Origin of the sequence: Streptosporangium sp. NPDC004379 (genome assembly GCF_042873875.1) — a bacterium.
In the GTDB taxonomy this organism is placed as follows: Bacteria; Actinomycetota; Actinomycetes; order Streptosporangiales; family Streptosporangiaceae; genus Streptosporangium.
Genome location: NZ_JBIAMC010000001.1, coordinates 117,184 through 142,403, shown reverse-complemented (window position 1 = coordinate 142,403; position 25,220 = coordinate 117,184). Strand labels below are relative to the sequence as shown.

Here is a 25,220-nt window from a genome sequence, read left to right as displayed (position 1 = left end):
CGTGATCGGCCCCACCGGATCACGGCCCGCCCGGCCGAGGAGGCGGGATCAGGGGAGGGCGGGGACCGAGGGCCGGTCGTCCGTCCACCCGGCCTCGAGGATCACCGAGGTCCGGTCCTTGATGGCGGGCTTGCCGCTCTCCCCGCTCTCGTGGTGCTCGCTGAGCAGCGTCATGGCGCCGGTGTCGACGACCGCCCTGACCGCCGACGCGGAGCCCCTGTAATCGCTCCGGATGAGGAAACCCCTGCCGGCCCTGCCCTGCGGATCCTTCACCCCGCCCAGGGAGCGGACGCCGGGCACCGTCGGCAGCGCCCGGTAGGCCGCCGTCCGGACCGCCTTCGACACCGGGACGCTGTACAGCAGCGAGACCAGCACCTCGGCCGTGTAGCCGTCGAGGATCTCCTCGGGGATCCTCGCATCCGGCTCGTCGTCCGGGTTCGGCGCGTTCCGCGCGGCCTTCTCGATCCACGCCTTGAGCGCCTCCGGCTCCGTGGGAAGCCCCTGGATCTCCCGGTACGGCCGCCACCGCTCCACCAGGTAGAAACCGGTGACGTTCCTGGTCTTGTTGAGGGCGCCCGCGTCCGGCCGGGTGGACAGCCGCAGGCCCCCGTCCTTCCACGTGGTGGGGGAGCCGTCCCGGCGCCACGCCCGCTCGTCCGCCGCGGTCGCGGGCCGCACTCCCAGTTTGCGGACGCCGGACCAGGATTCGCCGTCGCGCGCGGTCCACTCCTCCAGGAGTTCCCGCTCCACCACCCGGTAGCGGTTCGCGCCGCGCCCGAGCGGGCGGGAGCGGGTGTACGTCGTCAGCGTCCTCGTGTGCCAGTAGGCGCCCTCCGCGGAGGCCGTCCCCGCGCGGGCGGCGGTCACGGGCCGGGGCCCGGCGGCCTCCGCCGTGCCCGCCGTCGCGGTCGTGCCCGGCAGGATGACGGCTCCCGCGACGGCCATGGCGATTGCGGCCGAGGCCGCCCGGCGGGCGGGCGGGCCGGAGCGCCCGGACGGCCCTCGGAGAATGATCGATTTCATGACACCTGATACAACCGGGCGGCGTCCCGGGTTGCCCGGATGATCGGATTCTCCCGTTCCGCAACAGCCGGGCACGTTCCGGCGCGGTCAGGCAGGTCGCGGGTACCGGGCAACCTTCCGCCCGGCCCGGTTGTCTGAGGGGACATGAGATCGGACGAACAGGGATGAGCGGTCCCGACGACGACGGGTTCGTCGCGTTCGTCGCCGCGCGGGGCACCAGCCTGCTGCGCGTCGCCCACCTCGCGTGCGGTGACGAGCGGGAGGCCGAGGACCTCCTGCAGACGGCGCTGGAGCGGACGTACCGCAGGTGGGATCGGGTGCGGCACGACAATCCGGAACCGTATGTCCGCCGCGTCATCGTCAACGCCGCCATCAACCGCGCCCGGCGCCGGGCGATCCTGCGGATCCTGCCCACCCACACCCCGCCCGAGAGGCCGGCCCGGGAGGTCGACCTCGACCTGCGCGGGATGCTCATGGACGCCCTGCGCGCGCTGCCGCCCCGGCAGCGCGCCGTGGTCGTCCTGCGGTACTGGGAGGACCTCAGTGAGGCGCAGACCGCCGAGATCCTCGGCTGCTCGGCGGGCACGGTGAAGAGCCAGGCGTCGAAGGCTCTCGCGAAGCTCAGGACGGCCGTCGGCCACGAGTCACTGGAAGGGGTGCTCGGAAGTGCCTGCTCTTGAGGAGATCCTGCGCCGGGTCATGGCGGAGGAGACACGGGAGCTGCGCGCCGCGCCGGATCTGGCCCAGCGCGTCATGCGTTCCGCCCGTGGTGGGAACACCCGGCGGGCCGGGCGCGCCGCGCTGGCCGTCGCGGTGGCCGTGGTCGCGGCGGTGGTCCCGGTCCACCTGTTCCTCACCCGGGGCCCCGCGCCGGTGACGGCGAGCGACGGGCCCTCCGCCGTCGCCACGGGCCCGGCCGGGTCTTCCCGGGTCTTCAACGAACGGGTCCTCGGCCACGTCAAGGTCACCTACCTGCCCCCGAGGCTGCGCTGGACCCACTGGTGGCTTGACCGGGCGGAGAAGTACACCACGGCCTGGAACTACGACGGCGACGAGAACGGCCCCTACTGCGTCCAGATCTTCGTCCACGAGGGGTCGGCGGCCGGGGAGTTCGACGAGCGGCTGCGGGACCACCGCGACCGGGGCGAGGGCGAGGAGGTGACCGTCGGCGGCCGTACCGCGTACCTGGTGAACCAATGGGTCGACGAGGACGGGGGGCCGGGCACCCCGTCCCTCCTCCTCGACCTGGGGGGCACGCGGCGGGCCGAGGTGATGCTCAGCCCGTCCTACGCCGGGGACCTCGGCGGCCCGGAGGCGGTCGGGCGCGAGCTGCGGAGGATCGGCGAGGGGCTCGGGTCCATGGACCGGCCCGACCCGCCGGATGGGAGCGCCGCGTCCGAGGGGCCGGCTCCGACGGCCGAACCCGTGACGCCGGGCGACTCCCCGGACGGATCCGCCCCGTCCGTCCCCACCGGGTGAGCCCGCCCGGCCTCCGGGCGGGGGCGGGACCGTCCGGGCGGGGAGCAGCGGGGCGGGTCAGCGGTGGCCGCGCCGCCAGCGGCGCCACTCCTCCCGCCACACCCGGTAGGCGCGCTCGGCGGAGAGGCGGTCCCGGTGACCGCGCCGCCACCCGCCCTCCCGGCGGCCGATGGGCTCCCGGTCCCCGTCGCGCCACTCGCCGTCCCGGCCGACCGCCTCCCGCCGTCTCTTCTCGTCCTCCTCCTTCTCCAGGCCCGGCGTGTGCCCCCCGCCGAAGCGCCGCATGTCGGGGGTGTGGAAGTGCCGCTCCGGGACGTCGCGCAGCGCCGCCTCCATGGAGGCCACCCAGATGGGGCCCGGCAGGGAGGCGCCCTGGACCGCGCCGTAGTACTCACCGCCGATCGTCACGTCGCGCAGCGGGTAGCGGTAGGAGCCGCGGATGTCGCCCAGGCTGACCGCCGCGGCCAGGTCCGGGGTGTAGCCGGCGAACCACGCCGAGGTGTAGCCGTTGTTGGTGCCGGTCTTGCCCGCCGCGTCCCGGCCGATGCCCTGCCCCGTCATGGTGCCCTTGGTGAACACCCCCGACAGCACGTGGCTGACCGCGTCGGCCACGTCGCGTTCGATCGCCCGGCCACAGCTCGGCGGCACCTGGATGCGCCGGCCCCCCTGCTCGGAGATCTCGGTGATCGCCATCGGGTGGCAGTAGCGGCCCCGGGCGGCGAACGCGGCGAACGCCGCCGCGACCGTCACCGGGTCCATCTCGTTCACCCCGAGGGTGAAGGTCGGCACCTCCCGCAGCGGCTTGCCGTCCGCGCGGGCGACGCCGAGCGACCTGGCCGTCGTGACGACGTTGCACAGCCCGACCCGCTGCTCCAGCATCATGTAGAAGATGTTCACCGACTTCCACGTGCCGGTGGAGATGCTGTACGGCCCGCCGGTCCCCTCCCCGCTGGCGTTGAGGATCTCGGCGCCGGGGTCGTTCACCTTGCGCCCCCGGCAGTCGGTGAAGCCGTGGTCGGGGGTGAAGCTGCCCGGGGTGTCGAAGCCGTCGTCGAACCGCCAGCCCTGCTTCAGCGCGGTGGCCAGGGTGAACGCCTTGAACGTCGATCCGGCCTGGAAGCCCAGGCCGCCGCCGTGCGCCACGTCGGCCGGCAGGTTGTAGGTGGTGCGGGGGCCGTCGTTGGCGTTGCCGGAGTTGCGGCCGTACTTCTTGCTGGCCGCCATCGCCCGGATCCGTCCCGTCCCCGGCTCCACCATGGCCTCGGCCGCGACCTCGGTGTCCCTGGCCCCGACCCGCGCGGAGATCGCCCGCTGCGCGGCCCGCTGGGCGGCCGGGTCGAGCGTGGTGCGCAGCACGATGCCGCCCCTGGCCAGGCGGCGCTCCCGCTCGGCGCGCCCGGCGCCGAAGACGGGGTTGTTCAGCAGCTCCCGATGCACGTACAGGCAGAAGTACGGGTAGTCGCTGCCCGCGCACCCGCCCGGCTCGGACTTCAGCCGGATCTTCAGCGGGGACCGCTCGGCCTCCTCGGCCTGCGCCCGGGGGACCATGCCGAGCTGGGCCATCCGGTCCAGCACGATGTTCCGGCGCTCCCGCAGCCGTATCCGCCGCTGCCTGCCCAGCGACGGGTCGGTGGCGTACGGCGTGCGCACCGCCCCGGCCAGCGTCGCGGCCTGCCGCAGGCTCAGCTCCGAGGCCGGGACCGAGAAGAACCGCTGGGCCGCCGCCTCCACCCCGAACGCCCCCGCGCCGAAGTAGGCGATGTTGAGGTAGCGCTCCAGGATCTCGGCCTTGCTGTACTTCTTCTCCATCGCCAGCGCGTACCGCAGCTCGATGATCTTCCGCCTGAGGTTCGGCGCCCTGGCCTCCTCGCGCTCGGCGTCGGTCTCGGCGTTCTCCACCAGGATGTTCTTGACGAGCTGCTGGGTGAGCGAGGAGCCGCCCTGCCGTACCCCGCCGGCCTGGGTGTTGGCGATCAGCGCGCGCAGCGTCCCCTTGACGTCCAGGCCCGCGTGCTCGTAGAAGCGCGAGTCCTCGATCGCCACGATCGCCTGCCGCATGACCGGCGCGACCCGCTCCAGCGGCACGACCGTGCGGTTCTCCGTGTAGAACTGCGCGAACTTGCGGCCGTTGCGGTCCAGGAGGACCGTCCGCTGGGGGAGCGGCTCCTCATGCGGGCTGGGCGGCAGGTCGACGAAGGTGGCGGCCACCTCCTTGCCGGCCAGCCCGGCGCCGCCCGCCAGCGGCATCGCCGCGGCGGCGGCCAGCAACCCGCCGAGCACACCGCAGACGAGCAGGCCCCGCAGGCAGGCGATGAGGCTTCGTCTCACCTCCGGTGGTGGCGATGTCACGCATAGTAACGTGCGTCCGGTTGATCAAAGCCAAACACCGGGCCGGAAGATTTTACTTTTCGGGGGCGTTCTCTCTGCTGATCTTCAGCCCGAGGGAGGCGAACTGCTCGAACGGGCGGTGGTATCCCCGCTCGATGTGGTGCACCCCGCGCAGCGTGGAGGTGCCCTCCGCCGCCGCGGCGGCCAGCACCGCCGAGAAGCCCGCCCGGATGTCGGGCAGCGTCACGTCGGCGCCGCGCAGCTTCGACACGCCGCGCACGACCGCCGAGTGCTTGGCGTTGGTGTCGTGGTAGCGGCACGCCGGGCCGCCCAGGCACACGTCGAAGACCTCGATCTCGCAGCCCATCCTCTGCAGCGCCGGCACGTAGACCAGGCGGTTCTCGAACACCGTCTCGTGCAGCACGGACATGCCCTGGGCCTGGGTGAACAGCACCATCAGCGGAGTCTGCCAGTCGGTCATGAACCCCGGGTGGGTGTCGGTCTGCACCGCCGCCGCCCGCAGGCCGTCCGGGGCCGAGGCCGACACGTAGTCGTCGGTGATGTCCAGTTCGGCGCCCATCCGCGCCAGGGTGGTGATCGCGGTGACCAGGCGGTCCTGGGGGCAGCCGTGCACCCGTACCTCGCCGCCGGTGATGAGCCCGGCCGCGAGATAGGAGAACGCCTCGATCCGGTCGCCGTTCAGCCAGGTGGACGCGCCGTGCAGCCGCTCCACGCCCTCGATCACGATGCGCCGGTCCGGGCTGAGCTCGATGCGCGCGCCCATGCGCTGCAGGAACAGGGCGAGCTCGACGACCTCGGGCTCCATGGCCGCGCCCTTGAGGACGGTCTTGCCCTCGGCCAGCACCGCCGACATCAGGACCGTCTCCGTCGCGCCCACGCTCGGGTACGGGAGCTCCAGCCGGGTGCCGCGCAGCCGCTTGGCCTTGGCGTACACCCCCGTGTCGCTCACCTCGACCTCGGCGCCCATCGCGCGCAGCGCCTCGACGTGGTAGTCGACGGGCCGCCGCCCGATCGGGTCGCCGCCGACCAGCGGCACGAACGCCTCACCGGCCAGGTGCAGCAGGGGGCCCAGCATCAGGATGGGGATCCGGTTGAGACCGGTGAACGCCGCCGGGACGTGCGGATTTATCTGCTCCCCCTGGGCGATGGTGATCGCCCGGGAGGTGATCTCCACATTGATGCCGAGAGCCCGCAGCATCCGCGCGGTGATCTCCACCTCGCCCACCTCGGGGGCGTTGTGGATCGTGCTCTCCCCGATGCCCAGCATCGCGGCGACCATGTGCTTGGACACGCCGTTCTTCGACCCGCGGACCTCGACATCGCCCCGTAGCGGCCCGGACGGTTCGATCAGCCATACCTCTTCGCTCACCCGGACAGCCTAACGGGATTCACCCCCGCTCACCGGGAGCACCGGGCGGGTCATGGGTAACATCGGGCGCATCAGTACAGAGCGTGAGGGGAACCACATTGCGACACGTGCGTGACTTCGCCGTCACGGTGCTGGCGCTCGCGGTGCTGGGCGTGGCTGCCGGCGCCGTGTGGTCGCTGCTGGCCCCCCGCCCGCCGTACGCGGTGACCGGGCAGGGCAGGGTCCTGGCCGACTCCACCACCCAGACCCTCATCGCGGCCGACGGCTGGTTCGCCGTCGTCACCGGCGTCCTGGGCCTGGCCTGCGGCGTCGCCGGATACGCGCTGTCACGCCGCCGCCGCCCGGTCGCGACGGTGCTCGGCCTGGCGGTGGGCGGCCTGCTCGGCTCCCACCTGGCGCTGGCGGTCGGCCGGGCGGTGAACCTCGGCGCGGCGGACGTGGCCGGGTCCGCGCCGGCGGGGGTGCAGCTGGTGCCGGGGCCGCTGAACCTCACCGCCCACGGCGTGCTCTACGTCTGGCCGACGCTCGCCGCCGGTCTGTTCTTCGCGCTGGAGGCCGTCGCGGGCTACCGCGACTCGCCGCTGCGCCGCCCCTTCGGCGGCGAGGAACCGTACGGCCCGCTCCCCGGCTACGGCGGCCCGCTGGACCGCTGACCGTCACCCGCCGCCCCGGGAACCGGGGTGCGGGGGTCCGGGGCGGGGCGGTCAGCGGAAGGACGGGCGGCGCAGGTGGTGGCCGGTGGCCCGTTCGAAGGCGCGGGCCAACCGCAGCACCCGCAGGTCGGCGAAGGGCCGCCCGACGAGCTGCACGCCCACCGGCAGCCCGCCGGAGGTGAAGCCGCACGGCACCGACGCGGCCGGGGCGTGCAGCACGCTGATCCAGTAGGCCGAGCGCATCCACGCCAGGTAGTCGGGCATCGCCTGCCCGGCGACCTCCGTGACGTACGGCTCCTCCACCGGGAACGGCGGCACCTGGCTGACCGGCGCGAGCAGGAGGTCGTAGGTCTCGAAGAAGGCGCTCATCCGCCGGTACAGGCCGCTGCGCAGCCGTTCGGCCCTGGCCAGGTCGGCGCCGGTCACCTCGCGGCCCCGCTCGACGTTCCAGCGGACGTTCTCCCCGAGGCCGCCGGGCGGCAGGTCGCCGTAGGACAGCGCGTAGTACCAGGCCCGGTAGGTCCGGAAGGCGTCCTCGGCGTCGGAGAGGTCCAGGTCCACCCGGTCCACCCGGGCGCCCAGCCCCTCGAACACCCGCGGCGCCTCCGCGGTGACCCTCGCCGTCTCCGGGTCGACAGGCAGGCCGCCCAGGTCGGGACTCCAGGCGATCCGCACCCCGGACAGGTCCTCCTCCTCCCAGGGGCCGGCGAAGACCGCGCCGCTCTCGGCGATCGACAGCGGGGAGGCGGGGTCGAACCCGGCCACCGCGCTCATCAGCAGCGCGAGGTCGTCCACGGTGCGGGCCATCGGCCCCGGCACGCCCAGGGTGAACCACGCCGCGGTGTCGGAGGTGGACGGCACCCGCCCCGGCGTGGGCCGCAGTCCCACCACGTTGCAGAACGACGCCGGGTTTCGCAGCGAGCCGCCCATGTCGGAGCCGTCGGCCAGGGCGACCATCCCGCTCGCCAGGGCCGCCGCCGCGCCGCCGCTGCTGCCGCCCGCCGACCTCGACAGGTCGTAGGGGTTGCGGGTGGCGCCGAACAGCGCGTTCACGGTGTGCGAGCCGGTGCCGAACTCCGGGGTGTTGGTCTTGCCGACCGTGATCGCCCCGGCCGCGCGCATCCGCCGCACGACGGGCGCGTCGGCGTCGGGGACGTGGCCGGCGAACAGCGGCGAGCCGTACGTGGTGCGGATCCCGGCGGTGTCGGCGAGGTCCTTGTGCGCGACGGGCAGGCCGTGCAGCGGTCCGCGCCAGTGGCCGCGCGCCAGGTCGCGGTCGGCCTCCTCCGCCTCCCGCAGGGCGCGCTCGGCCACCAGCGTGACGATCGCGTTGACGCGCGGGCCGACCTCCTCGATGCGGCGCAGGTGCGCCTGGAGCAGCTCCACCGCGCTGATCTCACGGGCGCGCAGCAGCCGGGCCATCTCGACGGCGGTCAGGTAGAACGTCTCGTCCCCGGTCATGTGTCGCTCCGTCTCCCGTGTCGCGTGTGCGTCCCGTGCCCGAGTCTGCTCCGGGGCGTCGCCGCGCGCCTCGTCAACCCTCCACAACACGCGGACCGGGAAGGACCGTCCGCGCCGCCGGCGGACCCCCAGGGGGCGACCGGATCTGGGAATCCCCTGGGAACCCGGGCCGGAGACGGGGCATCCGGGGCCGGTTCGCCGCCCCGGACCCTCTCGGCGCCCTCCGGTTCACAGGGATCTCACAGAACCTCTCCGGAGCCGTGCGGCCGGCGGGGCCATCCTCCTCCGGCGAGGAAAGACCCGTACGCGGAGAGGAGCGCGATGATCGAGGTGAGAGGGCTGTGCAAGCGCCACGGTCCGGTGGACGCGGTGAGGGACCTGACCTTCGACGTCGGCCCGGGGAAGGTCACCGGCTTTCTCGGCCCGAACGGGGCCGGCAAGACGACCACCATGCGCATGATCCTCGGCCTCGACCGGCCGGACGGCGGCGAGGCGAGGGTCCTCGGGGTCCGGTACGCCGACCTGCCCGCGCCGATGCGCGCGGTCGGCGTGCTGCTCGACGCCGAGGCGGTCCACCCGCGACGAACCGCCCGTGACCACCTGCGGTGTCTCGCGGCGAGCAACGCCATACCCCGCGCGAGGGCCGGGGAGGTGCTCGACCAGGTCGGCCTCGCCCCGGCGGCCGGGCGCCTCGCCGGGTCCTTCTCCCTGGGCATGAAACAGCGGCTGGGCATCGCCGCCGCGCTGCTCGGCGATCCCGGGGTCCTGATCCTCGACGAGCCGGTGAACGGGCTCGACCCGGAGGGCATCGTGTGGATCCGCACCCTGATGCGGGAGCTGGCCGCCCAGGGCCGCACGGTGCTGGTGTCGAGCCACCTCATGAGCGAGATGGCGCTCACCGCCGACCACCTGGTCGTGATCGGGCGCGGCCGGTTGATCGCCGACGCCCCCTTCGAGACCTTCGTCCGGTCGGACGAGGTGCTGGTGCGGACGCCGGCCGCGGGGGAGTTCGCCCGTGAGCTCACCGGCGCCGGAGCCGTCGTCCGGCCCGCCGTACCCGGTCCGGAGGACCCGGCGGGTGACGGGCTGGTCGTGACCGGCATGACCGCCGGGGAGGTCGGCCGCCTGGCGGCTGCGCGGGGCGTGGTCCTGCACGAGCTGACGTCGCGCGGGGCCTCCCTGGAGCAGGTGTTCATGGAACTGACGCGCGACGACGCCGAGTACGGCGCGCGGGACGGGAGGCGAGGATGAGGGTGAGGGATCCGCGGGCCGTGAGGAGCCGTGCACCGGGCGCTGCGGGCATCGCCGGGAGCGGGGCCGGCCGGTCCGGCGCGGGCGCGTCCGCCGGGGCGACGACCGGACACGCCGGCGGCGCGCTCACCGGCACCCCCTGGCTGCCGGGGTTCCCCGACCTGCTGCGGTCGGAGTGGGCCAAGCTGCGGACCCTGCGGTCCACCTGGGTCACGGCGCTCACCGTCGTGCTGACCGGCGCGCTGTTCGCGACGCTCTTCGCCGGTGCGGGGATCAGGGAGTACACGCAGAGCACGGCGGCCGAGCGGGCGGGCTTCGACCCCTTCGACGCCGTCTTCCGCTCCATGATGTTCGTCCAGCTCGTCGTCGGCTACCTCGGGCTCCGGGCGGTCACCGTCGAGTACGCCGCGGGCACGATGCCGGGCAGCCTCACGGCCGTGCCCCGGAGGGGACGCCTCCTGGCGGCCAAGGCCGTGGCCTGCGCGGCCCTGGCGTTGCCGGTGGGCTGGGCGACGACCCTGACCGTCTTCGTCGTGGGGCGGGCGGTGCTGCTCTCCGGGGGTGTCCCCGCATACTCCCTCGCGGATCCCGGCGTGGGCCGCGCCCTCGCCGGAGGCGGGCTCCTGGCGGCGGCGACGGCCCTGCTGGGGCTGGCGGCCGGATTCCTGGTACGCGCCACGGCGGGGGCATTGACGATCATGATCATGGTGGGCATCCTGGTCCCGGCCATGGCGCCGCTCCTCCCGCCGTGGGCGGCGGAGCTCGTGGTGAAGTACTGGCCGGCGAACGCGGGCGGGCGGCTGCTGAGCGTGCGCCCTGATCCGGACCTCCTGGCTCCGTGGACGGGATACGCCCTGCTCTGCGGTTACGTGGCCGTGGCGCTGCTCGGCGCGTTCGCCGTCCTGCGCGGGCGCGACGCCTGAGGCGTCCCTGCCGCGTTCCCCACGTTCCCCGCGTCCCGGTGGCGGTCACCGTACCGTCGGGGGAGGGCGAGGGCGCCGCGGGCGCGGGGGCTTCCCGGCGGGGGTGGCCGGCCGCCGTCGCGGACGGCCGTGCGGGGCGCCGACGACGAGGAGGGACGGATGAACTCAGACGATCGCGCGTCCGGCCCGGGGCGTCCGCGTCCCGGGGAGCGGCTGCTGGTGGTCGACGACGAGCCCACGATGCGGGAACTGCTGTCGGCGACCCTGCGTTTCGCCGGTTTCACCGTCGCGTCGGCCGCGACCGGAGCCGAAGCCGTCGACGCGGTCCGGGACTCCCCGCCCGACCTGGTGCTGCTCGACGTGATGCTGCCCGACCTGGACGGGTTCGAGGTGGTGCGGCGGCTGCGTGAGCTCACCTGGCCCCCGGTGCCCGTCCTGTTCCTCACGGCCCGGGACTCGCCGCAGGACAAGATCGCCGGGTTGACGGCCGGAGGCGACGACTACGTCACCAAGCCGTTCGACCTGGAGGAGCTGATCGCCAGGATCAGGGCGATCCTGCGCCGCGCCGGTCTCCCCGGCGCGCACACCCTGGTCGTCGGCGATCTCGAACTCGACCCGGAGGGCCATCAGGTCCTGTGGGCCGGCGACCCGGTACGGCTGTCGCCCACCGAGTTCCGCCTCCTGCACCACCTGATGCTGAACGCCGGCCGGGTGGTGCCGAAGGCGCGGATCCTCGAACACGTCTGGCGGTACGACTTCGCGGGCGACTGCGGCATCGTCGACACCTACGTGAGCTACCTGCGCCGTAAGCTCGGAGCCGCGGGCCCCCGGCTCATCCACACCGTGCACGGGGTGGGCTACGTGCTGCGCGTGCCGCGATGACGCGCTCGCCCTCCCGTCTCGCCGGCGCCGGCCGCGCCCGTGTCCTCCGGTGGCCCCGGTTCCGGCCCGCGCGGCCGTCGCTGCGCGCCCGGCTCCTGTTGATCACCAGCGCGCTGCTGGCGTCGGGACTCGCCCTCGGCGGGTCCTTCGCGGTCGAATGGTTCCGCTCCACCCTGGTGGAACGTGTCGACGGCCGGCTCCTGACGCTCGGCGGGCTGGCCGCCGCCCTTCCGCCCGGCATGTGGACGGAGCGTTCACCGGGGGCGCTCGCCGTACAGGGGCGCGTGGCCGGCCTCGACATGATCACAGAGGTCTATCTGGCCCGCCTGGCGCCCGACGGCACGGTGCGGGAGGAGACGCGCCTGCCGTCGCGGCCGGGGACCGCGGGGGCCGCCGTGGACGGTCCCGAGCTGCCGGTCCTCGACGCCGGGGCGGTCGCGGCCCGCGCCCGGCGCCCCTTCGACGCCGCGGGCGGGCGCGGCCCGGAGAGCTGGCGGGTCGTCGTCCTGCCCGTTCCGGCCGGGCGGGCCCCGGCGCCGCCCCCCGCCGGGGCGGCCCGGTCCGCGCCGGACGGCGGCGTGGTGGTCGCGGCCTCCCTCGGCGCGGTGCGGTCCACCGTGGGGAGGCTGCGAGCGGTCCTCCTGGGCGCGGGGGTGATCCTGCTGGCGTTGCTCACCCTGACGGGATGGTTCGCGATCAGGGCCGGGTTGCGCCCGCTCCGCCGGATCGAGGACATCGCCGCGGCCATCGCGTCGGGAGACCTGACCCGGCGGATCCCCCGGGACGCGGGTCCGGGCACCGAGGTGGGACGCCTCGCGGACTCGCTCAACGGCATGCTGGGCCAGCTCGAACGGGCGTTCGCCGCGCGGGCGGAGTCGGAGGCGCGGCTGCGGCGCCTCGTCGCCGACGTGGGTCACGAGCTGCGCACCCCGCTCTTCGGGATCAAGGGATTCTCCGAGCTCTACCGGATGGGCGGCCTGGCCGACGTGGCGCCGGCGATGGCCCGCATCGAGAGCGAGGCGGGGCGCCTGACCCGGCTCGTCGAGGACCTGCTCCTGCTGGCCAGGCTGGACGAGGGCGGGGACGCCTTCCCGCTGGAGCTCGCCCCCATGGACCTGCGCACGCTCGCCGCCGACGCCCTCCTCGACCTGCGGGCGCTGGCGCCGGACCGGCCGGTCGAGCTGACGGGCCCACGGGGCGGCGCGCCCGGACCCGGGCCGGTGCTCGGGGACGAGGCGCGGCTGCGCCAGGTGGTGAGCAACCTCATCGGCAACGTGGTCGCGCACACCGCGGACGGCACGCCCGTCCGCGTGGGGGTGGGAAGGTCAGGCGCGGAGTCGGTCCTGGTGGTCGAGGACCGCGGTCCCGGTCTCACCCCGGAGCAGGCGGAACGGGTGTTCGACCGGTTCTACCGCGCCGACGGCTCCCGTGCCCGGACCGGAGACGGGGGAGCGGGGCTCGGCCTGGCCATCGCGTGGTCGCTGGTGGCGGCGCACGGCGGCCGGATCGAGCTGCGGACCTCCCCGGGCGGAGGCGCGGCCTTCTCGGTGGTCCTGCCCGCCGCCCCCTGAGCCGTGCCCGCACGGGCACGGCTCGGAGCGCTGCCTGGACCGCGGCGGCGGGACGGGGCACGGGACCGGCGGTGGCCGGGCCGCCCCGCCGATGGGCACGGGACCGGCGGTCAGCCGGTCCTGCCGATGGGCGCGGTGACCGCCCCGGTCAGGCGGACCAGCTCCGCGGGGGCCGTCTCGATCTGCAGCCCGCGCCGCCCGGCCGAGAAGTAGATCGTCTCGAAGTCCAGCGCCGAGGCGTCGACCACCGTCGGCAGGGGCTTTCGCTGGCCCAGCGGGCTGATCCCGCCCACGACGTAGCCGGTGACGCGCTCGACCTTGGCGGCGTCGGCCATCGCGGCCCGCTTGCTCCCCAGCGCCGCGGCGAACGCCTTGAGGTCGAGTCTGCCCGCCACCGGCACCACGGCGACCGCCAGGCCGCCCTCGACCTCCGCCACGAGCGTCTTGAAGATCCGCTCGTACGGCACGCCGAGCGCGTCGGCCGCCTCCTCGCCGTAGGCCTGGGCGTCGGCGTCGTGCTCGTAGGGGTGGAGGGTGAAACCGGTTCCCGCCTTGGTCAGCGCGACCGTCGCCGGGGTGCCCTGACCGCCCTTGTTCCTGCTCTTGCTCACGGGCGGAGTCTAGTGTCTGATAGAAATCTACGTCGTAAAGGCGATGTCCGGATGCCGGACGGAACCTCGGCGGGTGCCGGGCATCCGTAGACTGGACGGGTGATTTCCCGTACCGACCTGCGCGGAGTCCTGCCCGAGGACCTGCGAGACGTGCTGCCCCGTGCCGAGCTCGACGTCGAAGCCGCCCTGGAGAAGGTGCGGCCGATCTGTGAGGACGTGCATCATCGCGGCGTCGAGGCGGTGCGGGAGCTGACCGCGAGGTTCGACGGCGTCGAGCTGGAATCCACTCGCGTCCCGGCCGAGGCGATCACCGCCGCGCTGGAGGCGCTGGACCCGCGGGTCCGTGAGGCGCTGGAGGAGTCGATCCGCCGCGCCCGGCTGGTCCACCGCGACCAGCGGCGCTCCGACGTCACCACGAAGGTGGTGCCCGGCGGCACGGTGACCGAGCGCTGGGTGCCGGTCGACCGGGTGGGCCTCTACGTCCCGGGCGGCCGGGCGGTCTACCCCTCCAGCGTGGTGATGAACGTGGTGCCCGCGCAGGAGGCCGGGGTAAAGTCGCTCGCGGTCACCTCGCCACCCCAGAAGGATGGTGTTCCTCACTCGCGTGAGGGTGAGCCCGAGTTCGGCGGGCTGCCGCACCCCACGATCCTGGCGGCGTGCGCGCTGCTCGGGGTGGACGAGGTGTACGCGGTGGGCGGCGCGCAGGCGGTGGCGATGTTCGCCTACGGCACCGAGGAGTGCCGGCCGGCGACCATGGTGACCGGGCCGGGCAACATCTGGGTGGCGGCGGCCAAGCGGCTGCTCAAGGGCCGCATCGGCATCGACTCCGAGGCCGGGCCCACCGAGATCGCGATCCTCGCCGACCGCACGGCCGACCCGGTGCACGTCGCGGCCGACCTGATCAGCCAGGCCGAGCACGACACGATCGCCGCGGCGGTGCTGGTCACCGACTCGGCGGAGCTGGCCGACGCGGTGGAGCGCGAGCTGCCCCGGCAGGTCGCCGCGACCAAGCACTCCGAGCGGATCACCGAGGCGCTGGCGGGCCGGCAGTCGGGGATCCTCCTGGTGGACGACATGGAGGCGGGCCTCGCGGTGGTGGACGCCTACGCCGCCGAGCACCTGGAGATCCAGGCGGCCGACGCCGCGGCGCTGGCCGCGCGGGTCCGCAACGCCGGTGCGGTCTTCATCGGCCCCTACGCCCCGGTCTCGCTCGGCGACTACCTCGCCGGGTCCAACCACGTGCTGCCCACCGGCGGCTGCGCCTGTCACTCGTCGGGCCTGTCGGTGCAGACGTTCCTGCGCGGCATCCACGTCGTGGACTACAGCCGTGAGGCCCTGGCGGAGTCCGCCGCGCACGTGTGCGTGCTGGCCGACGCCGAGGACCTCCCCGCGCACGGCGCGGCGGTCCGTGCCCGGTTCGACTGGGAGATCCCCTCATGAGACTCGAAGACCTGCCGATCCGCGACGACCTGCGGGGGCTTTCGCCGTACGGCGCGCCGCAGATCGACGTCCCGGTCCGGCTCAACACCAACGAGAACCCCTACGGCCCGTCGGAGACGCTGGTCGCCGACCTGGCCGAGGCGGTGCGGCGCGGCGCGGGCGAGCTGAACCGCTACCCCGACCGCGACGCGACGGCGCTGCGCGCGGACCTGGCGGCCTATCTCGGGCACGGACTGACCGGCGAGCGGGTGTGGGCGGCCAACGGCTCCAACGAGGTGATCCAGCAGATCCTGCTGGCCTTCGGCGGGCCGGGCCGCACCGCGATGGGCTTCGAGCCCTCCTACTCGGTGCACCGGCTCCTGGCTCTGGGCGCCTCGACCGAGTGGGTCCCGGCGGCGCGCGAGGACGACTTCGGGATCGACCCTGGCAAGGCCGTGGCGGCGATCGAGGAGCACCGGCCCGCCATCGTGTTCCTGACCTCGCCCAACAACCCGACCGGCACCGCGCTGGACCCGGAGGTGATCGCGGGGGTCGTGCGGGCGGCGCCGGGCATGGTGGTGGTGGACGAGGCGTACTTCGAGTTCGCCAGGACCGGCACCCCGTCGGCGCTGACCCTGCTGCCGGAGCACCCCCGGCTCATCGTCACGCGGACGATGTCGAAGGCGTTCGCGATGGCGGGGACCCGGCTGGGTTATCTCGCGGCCGATCCGGCGGTGGTCGAGGCGCTGCTGCTGGTGCGCCTTCCTTACCACCTGTCGACGCTCACCCAGACGGCGGCGCGGGTGGCGCTGTCCCACGGCCGCGAGCTGCTGGGCACGGTCGACGCGCTGCGGGCCGAGCGTGACGCCACGGTGACGTGGCTGCGCGGCAGGGGTCTCGCGGTCGCGGACTCGGACGCCAACTTCGTGTTGTTCGGCCGGTTCGAGGACCGGCACGCGGTCTGGCGGGCCCTCCTGGACCGGGGGGTGCTGATCCGGGAGGTGGGCCCGCCCGGGTGGCTGCGGGTTTCGATCGGTACGAGCGAGGAGATGGCGGCGTTCCGCGCCGCCCTGGAGGAGATCCTGTGAGCAGTCCCGCCGGAGACGTTCCGGAGCGCCGCGGCCGGGTGGAGCGCGGCACCAAGGAGACCTCGGTGCTGGTGGAGGTCAACCTGGACGGCACCGGGCAGGTCGAGGTGTCCACGGGTGTGGGGTTCTACGACCACATGCTGAACCAGCTCGGCAAGCACGGCCTGTTCGACCTGACCGTGAAGACCGAGGGCGACCTGCACATCGACTCCCACCACACGATCGAGGACACCTCGATCGCGCTGGGTGCGGCGTTCCGCGAGGCCCTGGGCGACAAGTCGGGCATCCGGCGGTTCGGCAGCGCGTCGTGCCCGCTGGACGAGGCGCTGGCGCAGGTAACGGTCGACCTGTCGGGCCGCCCGTACCTCGTGCACACCGAGCCCGAGGGCATGGCCCCGATGATCGGCCCCGACTACGACACGACGATGACCCGGCACATCCTGGAGTCGTTCGTCGCGCAGGCCGCGATCTGCCTGCACGTCCACGTCCCCTACGGCCGCAACGCCCACCACATCGTGGAGGCGCAGTTCAAGGCGCTGGCACGGGCGCTGCGTGAGGCGTCGGAGTTCGACCCGCGGGCCAGTGGGGTGCCGAGCACCAAGGGGGTCCTGTGACCCTCGCGGGTTCCGCGGGGGCGGGGGAGGGCCCGTGAGCGACAACTGGACGGCCGTCGCCATGGCCTTCGTGGCGCTGTTCCTGGTCGGCGGGATCCTCTCGTTCTACAAGCAGGGGCTGAAGAAGGGCGCGCTGCTGCTGGCCGTCCTGGCGGCGATGGCGACGACGGCGGCGGTGCTGTGGTGGTGAAGCTGGTGAAGCTGTGGTGAAGAAGGTCACGGTCCTGGACTACGGTTCGGGCAACCTGCGCTCGGCCGAGCGGGCGCTGGCCCGCGTCGGCGCCGAGGTGACGGTGACGTCCGACCGGACCGTGGCGATGGAGGCCGACGGCCTCGTCGTCCCGGGTGTCGGCGCGTTCGCCGCCTGCATGGCGGGGCTGCGCGCGGTGCAGGGCGACCGGATCATCGACCGGCGGCTGGCCGCGGGGCGGCCGGTGCTGGGCATCTGCGTGGGCATGCAGATCCTGTTCGGCACGGGCGCCGAGCACGGCGTGGTCACCGAGGGCTGCGGCCAGTGGCCGGGCACGGTCGAGCGTCTCTCGGCACCGGTCCTGCCGCACATGGGGTGGAACACGGTCGCGGCTCCGGAGGGCAGCGTGCTGTTCGGCGGGCTCGACCCGGAGACCCGGTTCTACTTCGTCCACTCCTACGGCGTGCGGTCCTGGGACATGCCGGTGGGCGACGGTTTCGTCCCGCCCCTGGTCACCTGGGCCGAGCACGGCACGCCGTTCGTCGCGGCGGTGGAGAACGGCCCGCTGTCGGCGACCCAGTTCCACCCGGAGAAGTCCGGTGACGCCGGAGCTCAGCTGCTGGCCAACTGGCTCGGCAGCCTCGGGTGAGCGGCCGGGCGGGCGGGGCGGATATCCGTCGCGGGCCGCGGTGAGCAGGGAACGCGCCCGGCGCCGGGCCGAACGGGAGGCCGAGCGGGCCCGCCAGGCGACGCTCCGTGCGGAGCGGGAGGCCCGGCTGGCCCGGCGGCGCCGGCGGATCGGCAGGGTCACCGCCCTGATGCCCCGCAGGCCCGTCCGGATCGCCGCGCAGGGCGGCATCCGGGCCCGCCGCCGCCGGGCGCAGAACGGCGTGGTCGCGGTCCTGTTCCTCATCGTGCAGGTGATCGCCTGGCTGCTGTGGTCCTCGTGGGCCGCGCGGCTGGGCGTGCTGGTGCTTTCGGCGCTGTTCGCGCCGCTTTTCGTCATCCTCGTCTTCGACCGGAGGTCCTGATCAGATGTCGCTAGAGTTGCTGCCCGCCGTGGACGTCGCCGACGGACAGGCGGTCCGCCTGGTCCAGGGGGAGGCGGGCACCGAGACCTCCTACGGCGACCCCCTGTCGGCGGCGCTCGCCTGGCAGGAGGCCGGCGCGGAGTGGGTCCATCTGGTCGACCTGGACGCCGCCTTCGGCCGGGGCTCCAACCGCGAGCTGGTCGCCACCGTCGTGGGCGCGCTCGACGTCAAGGTCGAGCTGTCCGGCGGCATCCGCGACGACGCCTCCCTGGAGGCCGCGCTGGCCACCGGCTGCCGCCGGGTGAACATCGGCACCGCCGCCCTGGAGAATCCCTCCTGGTGCGCCAAGGCCATCGCCCACTACGGCGACCGGATCGCGGTCGGCCTCGACGTCCGGGGCACCACCCTGGCCGGCCGGGGCTGGACCAAGGAGGGCGGCGACCTGTGGGAGGTGCTGGAGCGCCTGGAGTCCGACGGCTGCCCCCGCTACGTCGTGACCGACGTGACCAAGGACGGCACGCTGCGGGGCCCCAACCTGGACCTGCTGCGGGAGATCTGCGCCCGTACCGACAGGCCGGTGGTGGCCAGCGGCGGCGTGTCGTCGCTGGACGACCTGCGGGCCCTGGCCGCGCTGACGCCGATCGGCGTCGAGGGCGCCATCGTGGGCAAGGCCCTGTACGCGCAGGCGTTCTCCCTGGAGGACGCGCTGGCGGCGGTGAGATCCTGACGATGCGGCACATCGGGGGGCACACGACGAGCCGCCGCTCGGGCACGAGGGTGTTCAGCGGCGGAGTCTGGGAGGAACGGTACGGCTACGCCCGCGCGGTGGTGGCCGGGCCGTGGGTGATCGTGTCGGGCTGCACGGCCGCCGTGGAGGGGGAGGTGCGGCACGCCGGCGACGCCTACCGGCAGTCGCTGACCGCCTTCGGCGTCGCGCTCGACGCGATCGAGCGGGCGGGCCTGTCGCGCCGCGACGTGGTGCGGGTCCGCTACTTCGTGGTCGACGACGACCACTACGACGAGGTCGGCCGGGCGCATGCCGAGCTGTTCGGCGATGTGCGGCCCGTCTGCACCGGGGTGCGGGTGGCGGGCCTGATCGACCCGCGCATGCTGGTCGAGGTGGAGGTCGACGCCTACCGCGAGGCGCCCGTCGTGAGCGCCCGCGTGAACCAAGGAGACATGAGATGACCGTCGCGGTGCGAGTGATCCCCTGCCTGGACGTGGACGCCGGGCGGGTGGTCAAGGGCGTCAACTTCGAGAACCTGCGCGACGCCGGTGACCCGGTCGAGCTGGCCCGCCGCTACGACGCGGAGGGGGCCGACGAGCTGACGTTCCTCGACATCACGGCCTCCAGCTCCGACCGCTCCACGATGTACGACGTGGTGCGCCGTACGGCGGAGCAGGTGTTCATCCCGCTGACGGTCGGCGGCGGGGTGCGCTCGGTGGAGGACGTCGACCGGCTGCTGCGGGCGGGCGCGGACAAGGTGGGCCTGAACACCGCGGCCATCGCCCGGCCGGAGCTGCTGACGGAGGCGTCGCGGCGGTACGGCTCGCAGTGCGTGGTGCTGTCGGTGGACGCCCGCCGGGTGGTGGACGGGCCGCCGACGCCGTCCGGGTTCGAGGTGACCACCCACGGCGGCCGCCGCGGCACAGGGATCGACGCGGTGGAGTGGGCGCGGCGCGGTGAGGAACTGGGGGCGGGGGAGATCCTGCTCAACTCCATGGACGGCGACGGCACCCGTGACGGCTACGACCTGGAGATGATCCGGGCGGTGCGGGCGGTCACGTCGATCCCGGTGATCGCCAGCGGCGGCGCGGGGAAGCTGGCGGACTTCCCGCCGGCGGTGGAGGCCGGGGCCGACGCGGTCCTGGCGGCGTCGGTGTTCCACTTCGGCCAGCTCAAGATCGGTGAGGTGAAGGACACCCTGCGCGCAGCGGGCCACCCCGTCCGCTGAGCCGCGGGCCCGGTCGCGGCCGGGCCCTCAGCGGGTCTCAGCTCGGGACGAGGTCGCGGTGGCGGGGGCACAGGGCCACGATGGCCGCGCCCGTCACGAACGCCGAGGTCTCCAGCCCGTACCGGTCGGCGTTGCCGGTCGCGACGTCGGTGAGGCTACTGCCGTCGTCCAGGGCCTTGCACATCGAGCGTCCGAGCCGCAGGAGCGTGGCCGAGTCCGCCTTCTTCAGCGTGGGCCGCTGCCGCACGGTCATCAGGAAGACCTCCTCGTTCCCTCCCTGCTGCCCGCCGCCCGAGCTGGACTCCGGCTCCGGGGTCGGCCTGCCGGTCGGCTCCGCGCTGGACTCCGGCTCCCCGGTCGGCTGCGACCGCTCCGTCGGCTCCTCCTTCGGCATGGTGGTCACGGCCGGCGTGGCCGCCACGGGGTCGTCGTCGCCGGTGAGGACCACCACGCCGCCGATCGCGGCGGCCAGGACCAGCACGCCGCCGGCCGCGAGCAGCGCCACCTTCGGGCCGCCGCCCTTCTTGGGGGGTTGCGCTCCGGGCTGCCAGCTCGGCGGCGCCCACGCCGTCGGGCCCGGCTGCTGGTGCTGCCAGCCCTGCGGGCCGTCCTGCCGGGGTGGGTGGATCTGCGGCTGCTGGGAGGGGTAGGGGTGCCGCCCCTGCGGGCCGTACGGCGGGGCCGGTGAGCCGTACGGCTGTTGCGGGTGCTGGGGTTGCTGCCCTGGCCACTGCCCACCGTGCTGTCCGCCGGGCTGTCCACCGCCCTGCCCCGGCCATTGTCCGCCGGGTTGTCCGCCGCCCTGGCCCGGCCACTGGCTGCCGGGCTGCTGCCCGGGGGCGCCGGTCCCGTGGGACCACTGTCCGGACGGGTGGTACGGCTGCGGCCCGCCCGGTCCGCCCGGTCCGCCCTGCCCGCCGGTCCCCGGGGGCCACTGCCCGTGCTGCTGCGGGTGCTGCCCGGGCCACTGACCGGGCTGTTCCGGCCGGTCGGGCTGCGGCGGCTGGCCGGGGTGCTGCGGAGGATGCATTCGCGCACTTTACGCCCTCTTGATGACCATCCGCTGTGAATTACCGTCCGAAACTCCACGAAAAAGCCACCCGAAACCATCGGAGGGGCATCGTCCGCCGTACCGCGAGCGGCGTGGGCGGACGAGTGGAAGCGAGACGGTCACCACGGAGCCGTCCACGTCCGCCACCGGTGTGCCCCCGGATTCAGAAGACGCGGAAGTGGTGGAAGAGCTCGTAGTCGGCGTCCTGGAGGGCGAAGGCGCGGGCCTCGGAGCGTTTGACGGCCAGGTAGGCCGCGGCGCGCAGCGGGCCGAGGGCGTTCATGAGGAGCTCGTCGGCCTCCAGCGAGTCTAGGGCCTCCGGGAGGGTCGCGGGCAGCCGGGGCACGCTTCCCTCGGGGAGGGTGGCGGGGTCGACGTTCACCGGGTCGCCGGGGTCGAGGCCACGGCGGATGCCGTCCAGGCCGGCGTGGATGACGGCGCCCAGCGACAGGTAGGGGTTGGCCGAGGAGTCGGAGGGCTTGAACTCCAGGTTGGCCGACGCCTCGGCGTCGCCGCCCACGGGGGAGCAGATCCGCACCGCGGCCTCGCGGTTGTCCATGCCGTAGCAGGCGTGGGCGCTCGCCCACATCCGGGGCGCCAGCCGTCGGAAGCCGTTGACCGATCCGCAGGTCAGCGCGGTCAGGGCGGGCAGGTGGGCGAGGAGGCCGCCGATGAAGCGGTAGGCGAGGGGCGAGAGGCCGTAGCGGTCGCCCGCGTCACCGAAGGCGTTGACCCGCAGGTCGCGGTCCCACAGGGAGAGGTGCAGATGGGCGCCGTTGCCGGCCTGGTCGGCCAGCGGCTTGGGGGCCAGGGATGCCCACAGGCCCATGGCGGAGGCCACTCCGCGGACGGTCTCGCGGTAGACCACGTGGTTGTCGGCGGCGCGCAGCGCGGGGGCGTGGCGGACGGACAGCTCCTGCTGGCCGTGGCCCAGCTCGGGGTGGTAGTGCTCGACGCGCAACCCCTGGCCCTGCAGGGCGCGCACCAGCCGCATCGTGTAGTCGTGGGCCTGGTTGAAGCCGGGGGTGGCGTAGCACAGGCTGTCGTCGATCGGGACCAGCCGGTCGAGGCCGCCCGTCGGGGACGGCACGCGTCGGCCGAGGGTGAACTCCGGCTCGTAGGCGGCGACCAGGGCGTGGCCCTCGGCGGCCAGGGCGTCGACGGCGTCCCGCAGGAAGGTGCGGGGACAGGCATCCCAGGGGGAGCCGTCGGTGCGGCGCAGGTCCGACACCATGGCCGCGGCGCCGGGGGCGTAGGGGAGGGCGACGAAGGTGGCCGGGTCGGGGACGATGCGGACCTCGCCGACCGGGCCGAGGCGCTCGACCTCCTGGAGCTGGTCGAGCATGTTCATCGCCATCATCGCCACGGTGTGACCGATGCCCGAGCCGAGCCGCTCGGCGAGCCGGGAGCGTGAGGCGGCCTTGCCGCGGATGACGCCTCCGTGGTCGGCGTACAGGAAGCGGACCAGTTCGATGCCCTCGGTCTCGGCGCGTTCGAGGACGCGCCGCTCCTCCGGGTCGGGCGGATGGGCTCCGGTCCCGCTGTGACGATCTGACATGTCTCGTGCGTAACACGTCCGGCGGTACGGCGGAAGCACATCCGGGCCGCGCCGGTGACGCCATGGGGTCACCCTGGGGTCACCACGGGGTCACCGAGGGCTCGCCGGGGTGCGCCCAGGGGCCCGCCGGAGGCTCACCCGGGGTCCCCGCCGCGTCTCCCCGCGGTCTCGGGGGCTTTTCGGGGGGACGCCTGAGGCGTCACGGTGGCGTCGTGGCGGACGCGGCTCCGGGATGCCGTGCGCTCCCGCGGGGTCGGCGGGAGCGCCGGGGTGAAGGTCGGAGCGGACCCGCCGGGATCAGGTCAGCACACGTGTGAAGAACACGGCGAGTTGGTCGGCCCCCCTGATGATCCCGTCGAAGACGCCGTTCACCGCGTCCGCGGCCTGGGCCGGTTTGGTGAAGAGATAAAAGGCCACGAAGGCTATCGCCACATAGGTGAGGATCTTCTTGACCTGCATTGGGGGCCTCCTGCAGTTCCCGTCCCAGCCGTATATACCCGGATTTTAAGATCTTTGGCATCTTCGGCCCGAGTGGCTCCCGGATTTTGATCATCATACCTGCCCCGCTTCGGCCGCCCATTGCGGTTTCGCGGGATCGGCATGACTCGCCTTCGCTATCGTGCGGTCGGGACGCCGCGATGTCCAACCCCTCAGGGCCAGATATACCGGTAGGGATAGGGGGGACAGCAGGATCGCGGAAATCAGGATCGGCCCCGTCACCAGCGGATGGATCCCCCTCTCCCGGCTGTCGAGATAGATCCACCGGCCCACCAGCAGGTCCCAGGAGATGATCTGTGCCCACATGGCGGACAGCGCCTGCGGGTCGCGGGTCAGCGCGACGAGACCCGGCAGGGTGGGACGGGTCACCACGGGCCAGAAGTCCGCCAGCAGGGGGACGAGCAGCGTCAGGCACACCGCGAGCGAGGGCAGCACGATCAGCGGCGAGCCGATGATCCGCCGGGTGCGCGACCACGCCGGCGCGACGATCATCAGGGCCCAGAAGGGCGCGGCGGCCAGGAAGCTGAGCTGGAAGAGGGTCTCGATCACGGCTTCACCTCGGCGGGGGCGGCGGCCCGCCGGGCGGCGGGCGCGGACGGGGGAACGAGGGCTGAGAGGGCGGGAAGGGCGGCGACCGCGGTGACGGCCAGGAGCAGCCCGGCGGCGGCCAGGGTCGGGCCGTCGGGCCGCAGCAGCGGCTGGCCGCGCAGCGCCTGCCAGGTCACCAGGGCGGTCAGTCCGGCGTAGCCGAGGCCGCCGGCGGCGACCAGGCGGAGCCGGGCCGCCCGGTCGGCGACGCGGCGGACGGCCAGGGCGAGCAGCGGCAGGGCCTGCAGGGCGTGCATGCCGACGAAGTGCGGGATGCGCAGGTCGCCGCCGGTGGTGCTCCACCCCAGGAGGGGCAGGCCCGGCCCGCCGTCGGCGACGCCGACGCCGTGCGCGCCGACGACGGTGACCACGGGGGCGGCGAGCTGGGCGGCGCTGGGCCGGATCATCAGGTAGCCCAGGGCCATGCCCGCGGCGGAGACGGCCAGCCCGATGCGGACCGCCCAGGTGTCCGCCGGCTCCGCCCGCCGCTCGCGTGCCACGAGGATCGCCGCCAGGACGTTGGCGACCATCAGCACGATGATGGTGGTGCCCATGGCCGAGTAGAGGGCCGAGTCCAGCGGGGTGGAGACGTTGAAGTGGCTGCGCCGTCCCCGGACCGCCTGGGTGACGATGACTGCCATCTCGCCCAGGGCGGCGGCGGCCAGGGCGGTGCCCAGCCACCGGCTCCAGCGGGCGGCCCACGTCGCCGGGGAGACGAGGGAGAGCAGCCAGGACCAGGTGACCCCGTAGATCCCGAGCGAGAGGGCGAACTTCAGCGGCTTGGCCCAGACGGGCGCTCCGTCCAGGGTGCGGTCGTCGAGGAGGAGGCCGCCGGTGGCGACGACCGCGAGGACGGCCATGACGGCGGACATGCACAGCAGGGGGCGGTGCGGGCGAGGCACGGGGCGTCCCTCCAAGCGGATAACGGATATATCTACTATCTATAGCTAAACTCTGGGGGGACCACAAGAGGAGGAACGCCGTGCGGATGGCGGAGCTGAGTCGGACGACGGGCGTCTCCGTGCCGATGATCAAGTTCTATCTGCGGGAGGGGCTGCTCCCCGGCGGGGAGCGGACCAGCCCCAACCAGGCCAGATACGATCAGCGGCACGTGCGCCGCATCATGCTGGTCCGGGCCCTGGCCGACTACGCCGGGCTGTCCATCGCCGACATCCGCGAGCTGCTCGCCCATCTCGGCGAGCCCGGCCGTAGCCTGCACGACCAGCTCGGCGTCGCGCAGAAGGCGGTCACCCCCCGCCGGGAGCCGGGCGAGGGCGAGGAGTGGGACAGAGCCGAGCGCCGGGCCAGGGAGCTGATCCGGCGCCACGGCTGGGAGGAGGAGCCCGACAGCCCCGCGATGCAGACCGTCACGGGCGTGCTGCTCACCGCGGCGGGGCTGGGCTACGACGGCATGCTGGACCGCCTCGACGAGTACGCCGAGGCGGCGGAGCTGATCGCGCGGGCCGACGTCGCGGCCGTGGCCGAGCGGACGGATCTGGAGGGCATGGTCGAGCTGGTCGTGGTCGGGACCTCGCTCGGCGACGCGCTGGTCGCCGCGCTGCGGCGGATCGCGCAGGCCGGCGCCTCGGCCCGCCTGTTCGGCGACGGCTCAGAAGGGCCCTGTGGTCCAGGGGACGGTGACGGCTGAGCGGCTCA

Annotated in this window: 27 protein-coding genes; 17 read left to right on the top strand and 10 right to left on the bottom strand. The window is 74.0% G+C overall.

Going from position 1 to position 25,220, the window contains the following annotated elements:
- Positions 1-48 precede the first annotated feature (48 nt).
- Entirely contained in the window at positions 49-1,023 is a 975-nt protein-coding gene (locus tag ACFYSC_RS00540; RefSeq protein ID WP_389954654.1) for a hypothetical protein, read from the bottom strand.
- Between the two features lie 164 nt (positions 1,024-1,187).
- On the opposite strand from ACFYSC_RS00540, the gene ACFYSC_RS00535 reads away from it, so the two are divergent.
- Both ACFYSC_RS00535 and ACFYSC_RS00530 read left to right on the top strand, forming a co-directional pair.
- Positions 1,188-1,703, top strand: coding sequence for a SigE family RNA polymerase sigma factor (locus ACFYSC_RS00535; RefSeq protein ID WP_389954651.1), 516 nt, complete (start codon positions 1,188-1,190; stop codon positions 1,701-1,703).
- Positions 1,690-2,502, top strand: coding sequence for a hypothetical protein (locus tag ACFYSC_RS00530; protein ID WP_389954648.1), 813 nt, complete (start codon positions 1,690-1,692; stop codon positions 2,500-2,502). The genes ACFYSC_RS00535 and ACFYSC_RS00530 overlap by 14 nt, the downstream gene beginning before the upstream one ends.
- Positions 2,503-2,559: 57 nt before the next feature.
- On the opposite strand, the gene ACFYSC_RS00525 is transcribed toward ACFYSC_RS00530, so the two are convergent.
- Positions 2,560-4,830 (bottom strand): transglycosylase domain-containing protein, encoded by a 2,271-nt coding sequence (locus ACFYSC_RS00525; RefSeq protein ID WP_389954646.1) that lies wholly within the window; start codon positions 4,828-4,830, stop codon positions 2,560-2,562.
- A 73-nt stretch (positions 4,831-4,903) separates the two neighbouring features.
- Complete coding sequence (gene murA / locus ACFYSC_RS00520; protein WP_389954643.1) at positions 4,904-6,220, bottom strand: UDP-N-acetylglucosamine 1-carboxyvinyltransferase; 1,317 nt, start codon at positions 6,218-6,220, stop codon at positions 4,904-4,906.
- 107 nt (positions 6,221-6,327) lie between these two features.
- Between murA and ACFYSC_RS00515 the strand changes: the two genes are divergently transcribed.
- Positions 6,328-6,873 carry a hypothetical protein gene (locus ACFYSC_RS00515; protein WP_389954640.1) on the top strand — a complete coding sequence of 182 codons (546 nt, stop codon included), beginning with the start codon at positions 6,328-6,330 and terminating at the stop codon, positions 6,871-6,873.
- A 51-nt stretch (positions 6,874-6,924) separates the two neighbouring features.
- On the opposite strand, the gene ACFYSC_RS00510 is transcribed toward ACFYSC_RS00515, so the two are convergent.
- Complete coding sequence (locus ACFYSC_RS00510; protein ID WP_389954637.1) at positions 6,925-8,334, bottom strand: amidase; 1,410 nt, start codon at positions 8,332-8,334, stop codon at positions 6,925-6,927.
- Positions 8,335-8,655: 321 nt separating this feature from the next.
- On the opposite strand from ACFYSC_RS00510, the gene ACFYSC_RS00505 reads away from it, so the two are divergent.
- From ACFYSC_RS00505 to ACFYSC_RS00490, 4 genes are all read left to right on the top strand, one after another.
- Positions 8,656-9,585, top strand: coding sequence for an ABC transporter ATP-binding protein (locus tag ACFYSC_RS00505; RefSeq protein ID WP_389954633.1), 930 nt, complete (start codon positions 8,656-8,658; stop codon positions 9,583-9,585).
- 20 nt (positions 9,586-9,605) lie between these two features.
- A complete protein-coding gene (locus ACFYSC_RS00500) occupies positions 9,606-10,508 on the top strand; it encodes an ABC transporter permease subunit (RefSeq protein WP_389954631.1) in 903 nt (300 codons plus the stop codon).
- 159 nt (positions 10,509-10,667) lie between these two features.
- Positions 10,668-11,390, top strand: coding sequence for a response regulator transcription factor (locus ACFYSC_RS00495; protein ID WP_389954628.1), 723 nt, complete (start codon positions 10,668-10,670; stop codon positions 11,388-11,390).
- Positions 11,387-12,961 carry a sensor histidine kinase gene (locus tag ACFYSC_RS00490; RefSeq protein WP_389954626.1) on the top strand — a complete coding sequence of 525 codons (1,575 nt, stop codon included), beginning with the start codon at positions 11,387-11,389 and terminating at the stop codon, positions 12,959-12,961. The genes ACFYSC_RS00495 and ACFYSC_RS00490 overlap by 4 nt, the downstream gene beginning before the upstream one ends.
- A gap of 110 nt (positions 12,962-13,071) precedes the next feature.
- Here the strand turns inward: ACFYSC_RS00490 and ybaK are convergent, their stop codons facing one another.
- Positions 13,072-13,572 carry a Cys-tRNA(Pro) deacylase gene (gene ybaK, locus ACFYSC_RS00485; RefSeq protein ID WP_389954623.1) on the bottom strand — a complete coding sequence of 167 codons (501 nt, stop codon included), beginning with the start codon at positions 13,570-13,572 and terminating at the stop codon, positions 13,072-13,074.
- 99 nt (positions 13,573-13,671) lie between these two features.
- Between ybaK and hisD the strand changes: the two genes are divergently transcribed.
- From hisD to hisF, 9 genes are read left to right on the top strand one after another with little or no spacing between them, the layout of a single operon-like run.
- Positions 13,672-15,012, top strand: a complete 1,341-nt coding sequence (hisD, locus tag ACFYSC_RS00480) for a histidinol dehydrogenase (RefSeq protein ID WP_389954620.1) — start codon at positions 13,672-13,674, stop codon at positions 15,010-15,012.
- The gene (locus tag ACFYSC_RS00475) at positions 15,009-16,079 is read left to right on the top strand and encodes a histidinol-phosphate transaminase (protein ID WP_389954618.1); all 1,071 of its coding nucleotides are present in this window, start codon (positions 15,009-15,011) and stop codon (positions 16,077-16,079) included. Before hisD ends, ACFYSC_RS00475 begins: the two co-directional genes overlap by 4 nt.
- Complete coding sequence (hisB, locus tag ACFYSC_RS00470; RefSeq protein WP_362945561.1) at positions 16,076-16,693, top strand: imidazoleglycerol-phosphate dehydratase HisB; 618 nt, start codon at positions 16,076-16,078, stop codon at positions 16,691-16,693. The genes ACFYSC_RS00475 and hisB overlap by 4 nt, the downstream gene beginning before the upstream one ends.
- A gap of 34 nt (positions 16,694-16,727) precedes the next feature.
- A complete protein-coding gene (locus tag ACFYSC_RS00465) occupies positions 16,728-16,883 on the top strand; it encodes a hypothetical protein (protein WP_362945559.1) in 156 nt (51 codons plus the stop codon).
- Between the two features lie 13 nt (positions 16,884-16,896).
- A complete protein-coding gene (gene hisH, locus ACFYSC_RS00460; protein WP_389954613.1) occupies positions 16,897-17,532 on the top strand; it encodes an imidazole glycerol phosphate synthase subunit HisH in 636 nt (211 codons plus the stop codon).
- Positions 17,533-17,572: 40 nt separating this feature from the next.
- Positions 17,573-17,914 carry a hypothetical protein gene (locus ACFYSC_RS00455; protein WP_389954611.1) on the top strand — a complete coding sequence of 114 codons (342 nt, stop codon included), beginning with the start codon at positions 17,573-17,575 and terminating at the stop codon, positions 17,912-17,914.
- A 4-nt stretch (positions 17,915-17,918) separates the two neighbouring features.
- Positions 17,919-18,641, top strand: coding sequence for a bifunctional 1-(5-phosphoribosyl)-5-((5-phosphoribosylamino)methylideneamino)imidazole-4-carboxamide isomerase/phosphoribosylanthranilate isomerase PriA (priA, locus tag ACFYSC_RS00450; RefSeq protein WP_389954608.1), 723 nt, complete (start codon positions 17,919-17,921; stop codon positions 18,639-18,641).
- Positions 18,642-18,643: 2 nt separating this feature from the next.
- Positions 18,644-19,102: a RidA family protein gene (locus tag ACFYSC_RS00445; RefSeq protein ID WP_362945551.1), complete on the top strand. Its 459-nt coding sequence runs from the start codon at positions 18,644-18,646 to the stop codon at positions 19,100-19,102.
- Positions 19,099-19,869 (top strand): imidazole glycerol phosphate synthase subunit HisF, encoded by a 771-nt coding sequence (hisF, locus tag ACFYSC_RS00440; protein WP_362945549.1) that lies wholly within the window; start codon positions 19,099-19,101, stop codon positions 19,867-19,869. The genes ACFYSC_RS00445 and hisF overlap by 4 nt, the downstream gene beginning before the upstream one ends.
- 37 nt (positions 19,870-19,906) lie before the next feature.
- On the opposite strand, the gene ACFYSC_RS00435 is transcribed toward hisF, so the two are convergent.
- The 5 genes from ACFYSC_RS00435 to ACFYSC_RS00415 form a co-directional block, all read right to left on the bottom strand.
- Positions 19,907-20,899 carry a DUF732 domain-containing protein gene (locus tag ACFYSC_RS00435; RefSeq protein ID WP_389954605.1) on the bottom strand — a complete coding sequence of 331 codons (993 nt, stop codon included), beginning with the start codon at positions 20,897-20,899 and terminating at the stop codon, positions 19,907-19,909.
- A 184-nt stretch (positions 20,900-21,083) separates the two neighbouring features.
- Positions 21,084-22,478, bottom strand: a complete 1,395-nt coding sequence (locus ACFYSC_RS00430; protein WP_389954602.1) for a glutamine synthetase family protein — start codon at positions 22,476-22,478, stop codon at positions 21,084-21,086.
- 297 nt (positions 22,479-22,775) lie between these two features.
- On the bottom strand, positions 22,776-22,937 hold the full coding sequence (locus ACFYSC_RS00425; RefSeq protein WP_362945543.1) for a hypothetical protein: 162 nt from the start codon (positions 22,935-22,937) through the stop codon (positions 22,776-22,778).
- A gap of 93 nt (positions 22,938-23,030) precedes the next feature.
- The gene (locus tag ACFYSC_RS00420; protein WP_389954598.1) at positions 23,031-23,525 is read right to left on the bottom strand and encodes an ABA4-like family protein; all 495 of its coding nucleotides are present in this window, start codon (positions 23,523-23,525) and stop codon (positions 23,031-23,033) included.
- Positions 23,522-24,466 carry a hypothetical protein gene (locus ACFYSC_RS00415; protein WP_389954596.1) on the bottom strand — a complete coding sequence of 315 codons (945 nt, stop codon included), beginning with the start codon at positions 24,464-24,466 and terminating at the stop codon, positions 23,522-23,524. The genes ACFYSC_RS00420 and ACFYSC_RS00415 overlap by 4 nt, the downstream gene beginning before the upstream one ends.
- Before the next feature lie 86 nt (positions 24,467-24,552).
- Between ACFYSC_RS00415 and ACFYSC_RS00410 the strand changes: the two genes are divergently transcribed.
- Positions 24,553-25,212, top strand: coding sequence for a MerR family transcriptional regulator (locus tag ACFYSC_RS00410; RefSeq protein ID WP_389954593.1), 660 nt, complete (start codon positions 24,553-24,555; stop codon positions 25,210-25,212).
- Positions 25,213-25,220 lie beyond the last annotated feature (8 nt).

Coding starts and splice junctions, on each gene's coding strand:
- ACFYSC_RS00490 (WP_389954626.1), top strand. CDS start 11,387: ATGACGCGCTCGCCCTCCCGTCTCGCCGGCGCCGGCCGCGCCCGTGTC.
- ACFYSC_RS00540 (WP_389954654.1), bottom strand. CDS start 1,023: ATGAAATCGATCATTCTCCGAGGGCCGTCCGGGCGCTCCGGCCCGCCC.
- ACFYSC_RS00495 (WP_389954628.1), top strand. CDS start 10,668: ATGAACTCAGACGATCGCGCGTCCGGCCCGGGGCGTCCGCGTCCCGGG.
- ACFYSC_RS00435 (WP_389954605.1), bottom strand. CDS start 20,899: ATGCATCCTCCGCAGCACCCCGGCCAGCCGCCGCAGCCCGACCGGCCG.
- ACFYSC_RS00505 (WP_389954633.1), top strand. CDS start 8,656: ATGATCGAGGTGAGAGGGCTGTGCAAGCGCCACGGTCCGGTGGACGCG.
- ACFYSC_RS00410 (WP_389954593.1), top strand. CDS start 24,553: ATGGCGGAGCTGAGTCGGACGACGGGCGTCTCCGTGCCGATGATCAAG.
- ACFYSC_RS00475 (WP_389954618.1), top strand. CDS start 15,009: ATGAGACTCGAAGACCTGCCGATCCGCGACGACCTGCGGGGGCTTTCG.
- ACFYSC_RS00430 (WP_389954602.1), bottom strand. CDS start 22,478: ATGTCAGATCGTCACAGCGGGACCGGAGCCCATCCGCCCGACCCGGAG.
- ACFYSC_RS00445 (WP_362945551.1), top strand. CDS start 18,644: ATGCGGCACATCGGGGGGCACACGACGAGCCGCCGCTCGGGCACGAGG.
- hisF (WP_362945549.1), top strand. CDS start 19,099: ATGACCGTCGCGGTGCGAGTGATCCCCTGCCTGGACGTGGACGCCGGG.
- ACFYSC_RS00510 (WP_389954637.1), bottom strand. CDS start 8,334: ATGACCGGGGACGAGACGTTCTACCTGACCGCCGTCGAGATGGCCCGG.
- priA (WP_389954608.1), top strand. CDS start 17,919: ATGTCGCTAGAGTTGCTGCCCGCCGTGGACGTCGCCGACGGACAGGCG.
- ACFYSC_RS00425 (WP_362945543.1), bottom strand. CDS start 22,937: ATGCAGGTCAAGAAGATCCTCACCTATGTGGCGATAGCCTTCGTGGCC.
- ACFYSC_RS00535 (WP_389954651.1), top strand. CDS start 1,188: ATGAGCGGTCCCGACGACGACGGGTTCGTCGCGTTCGTCGCCGCGCGG.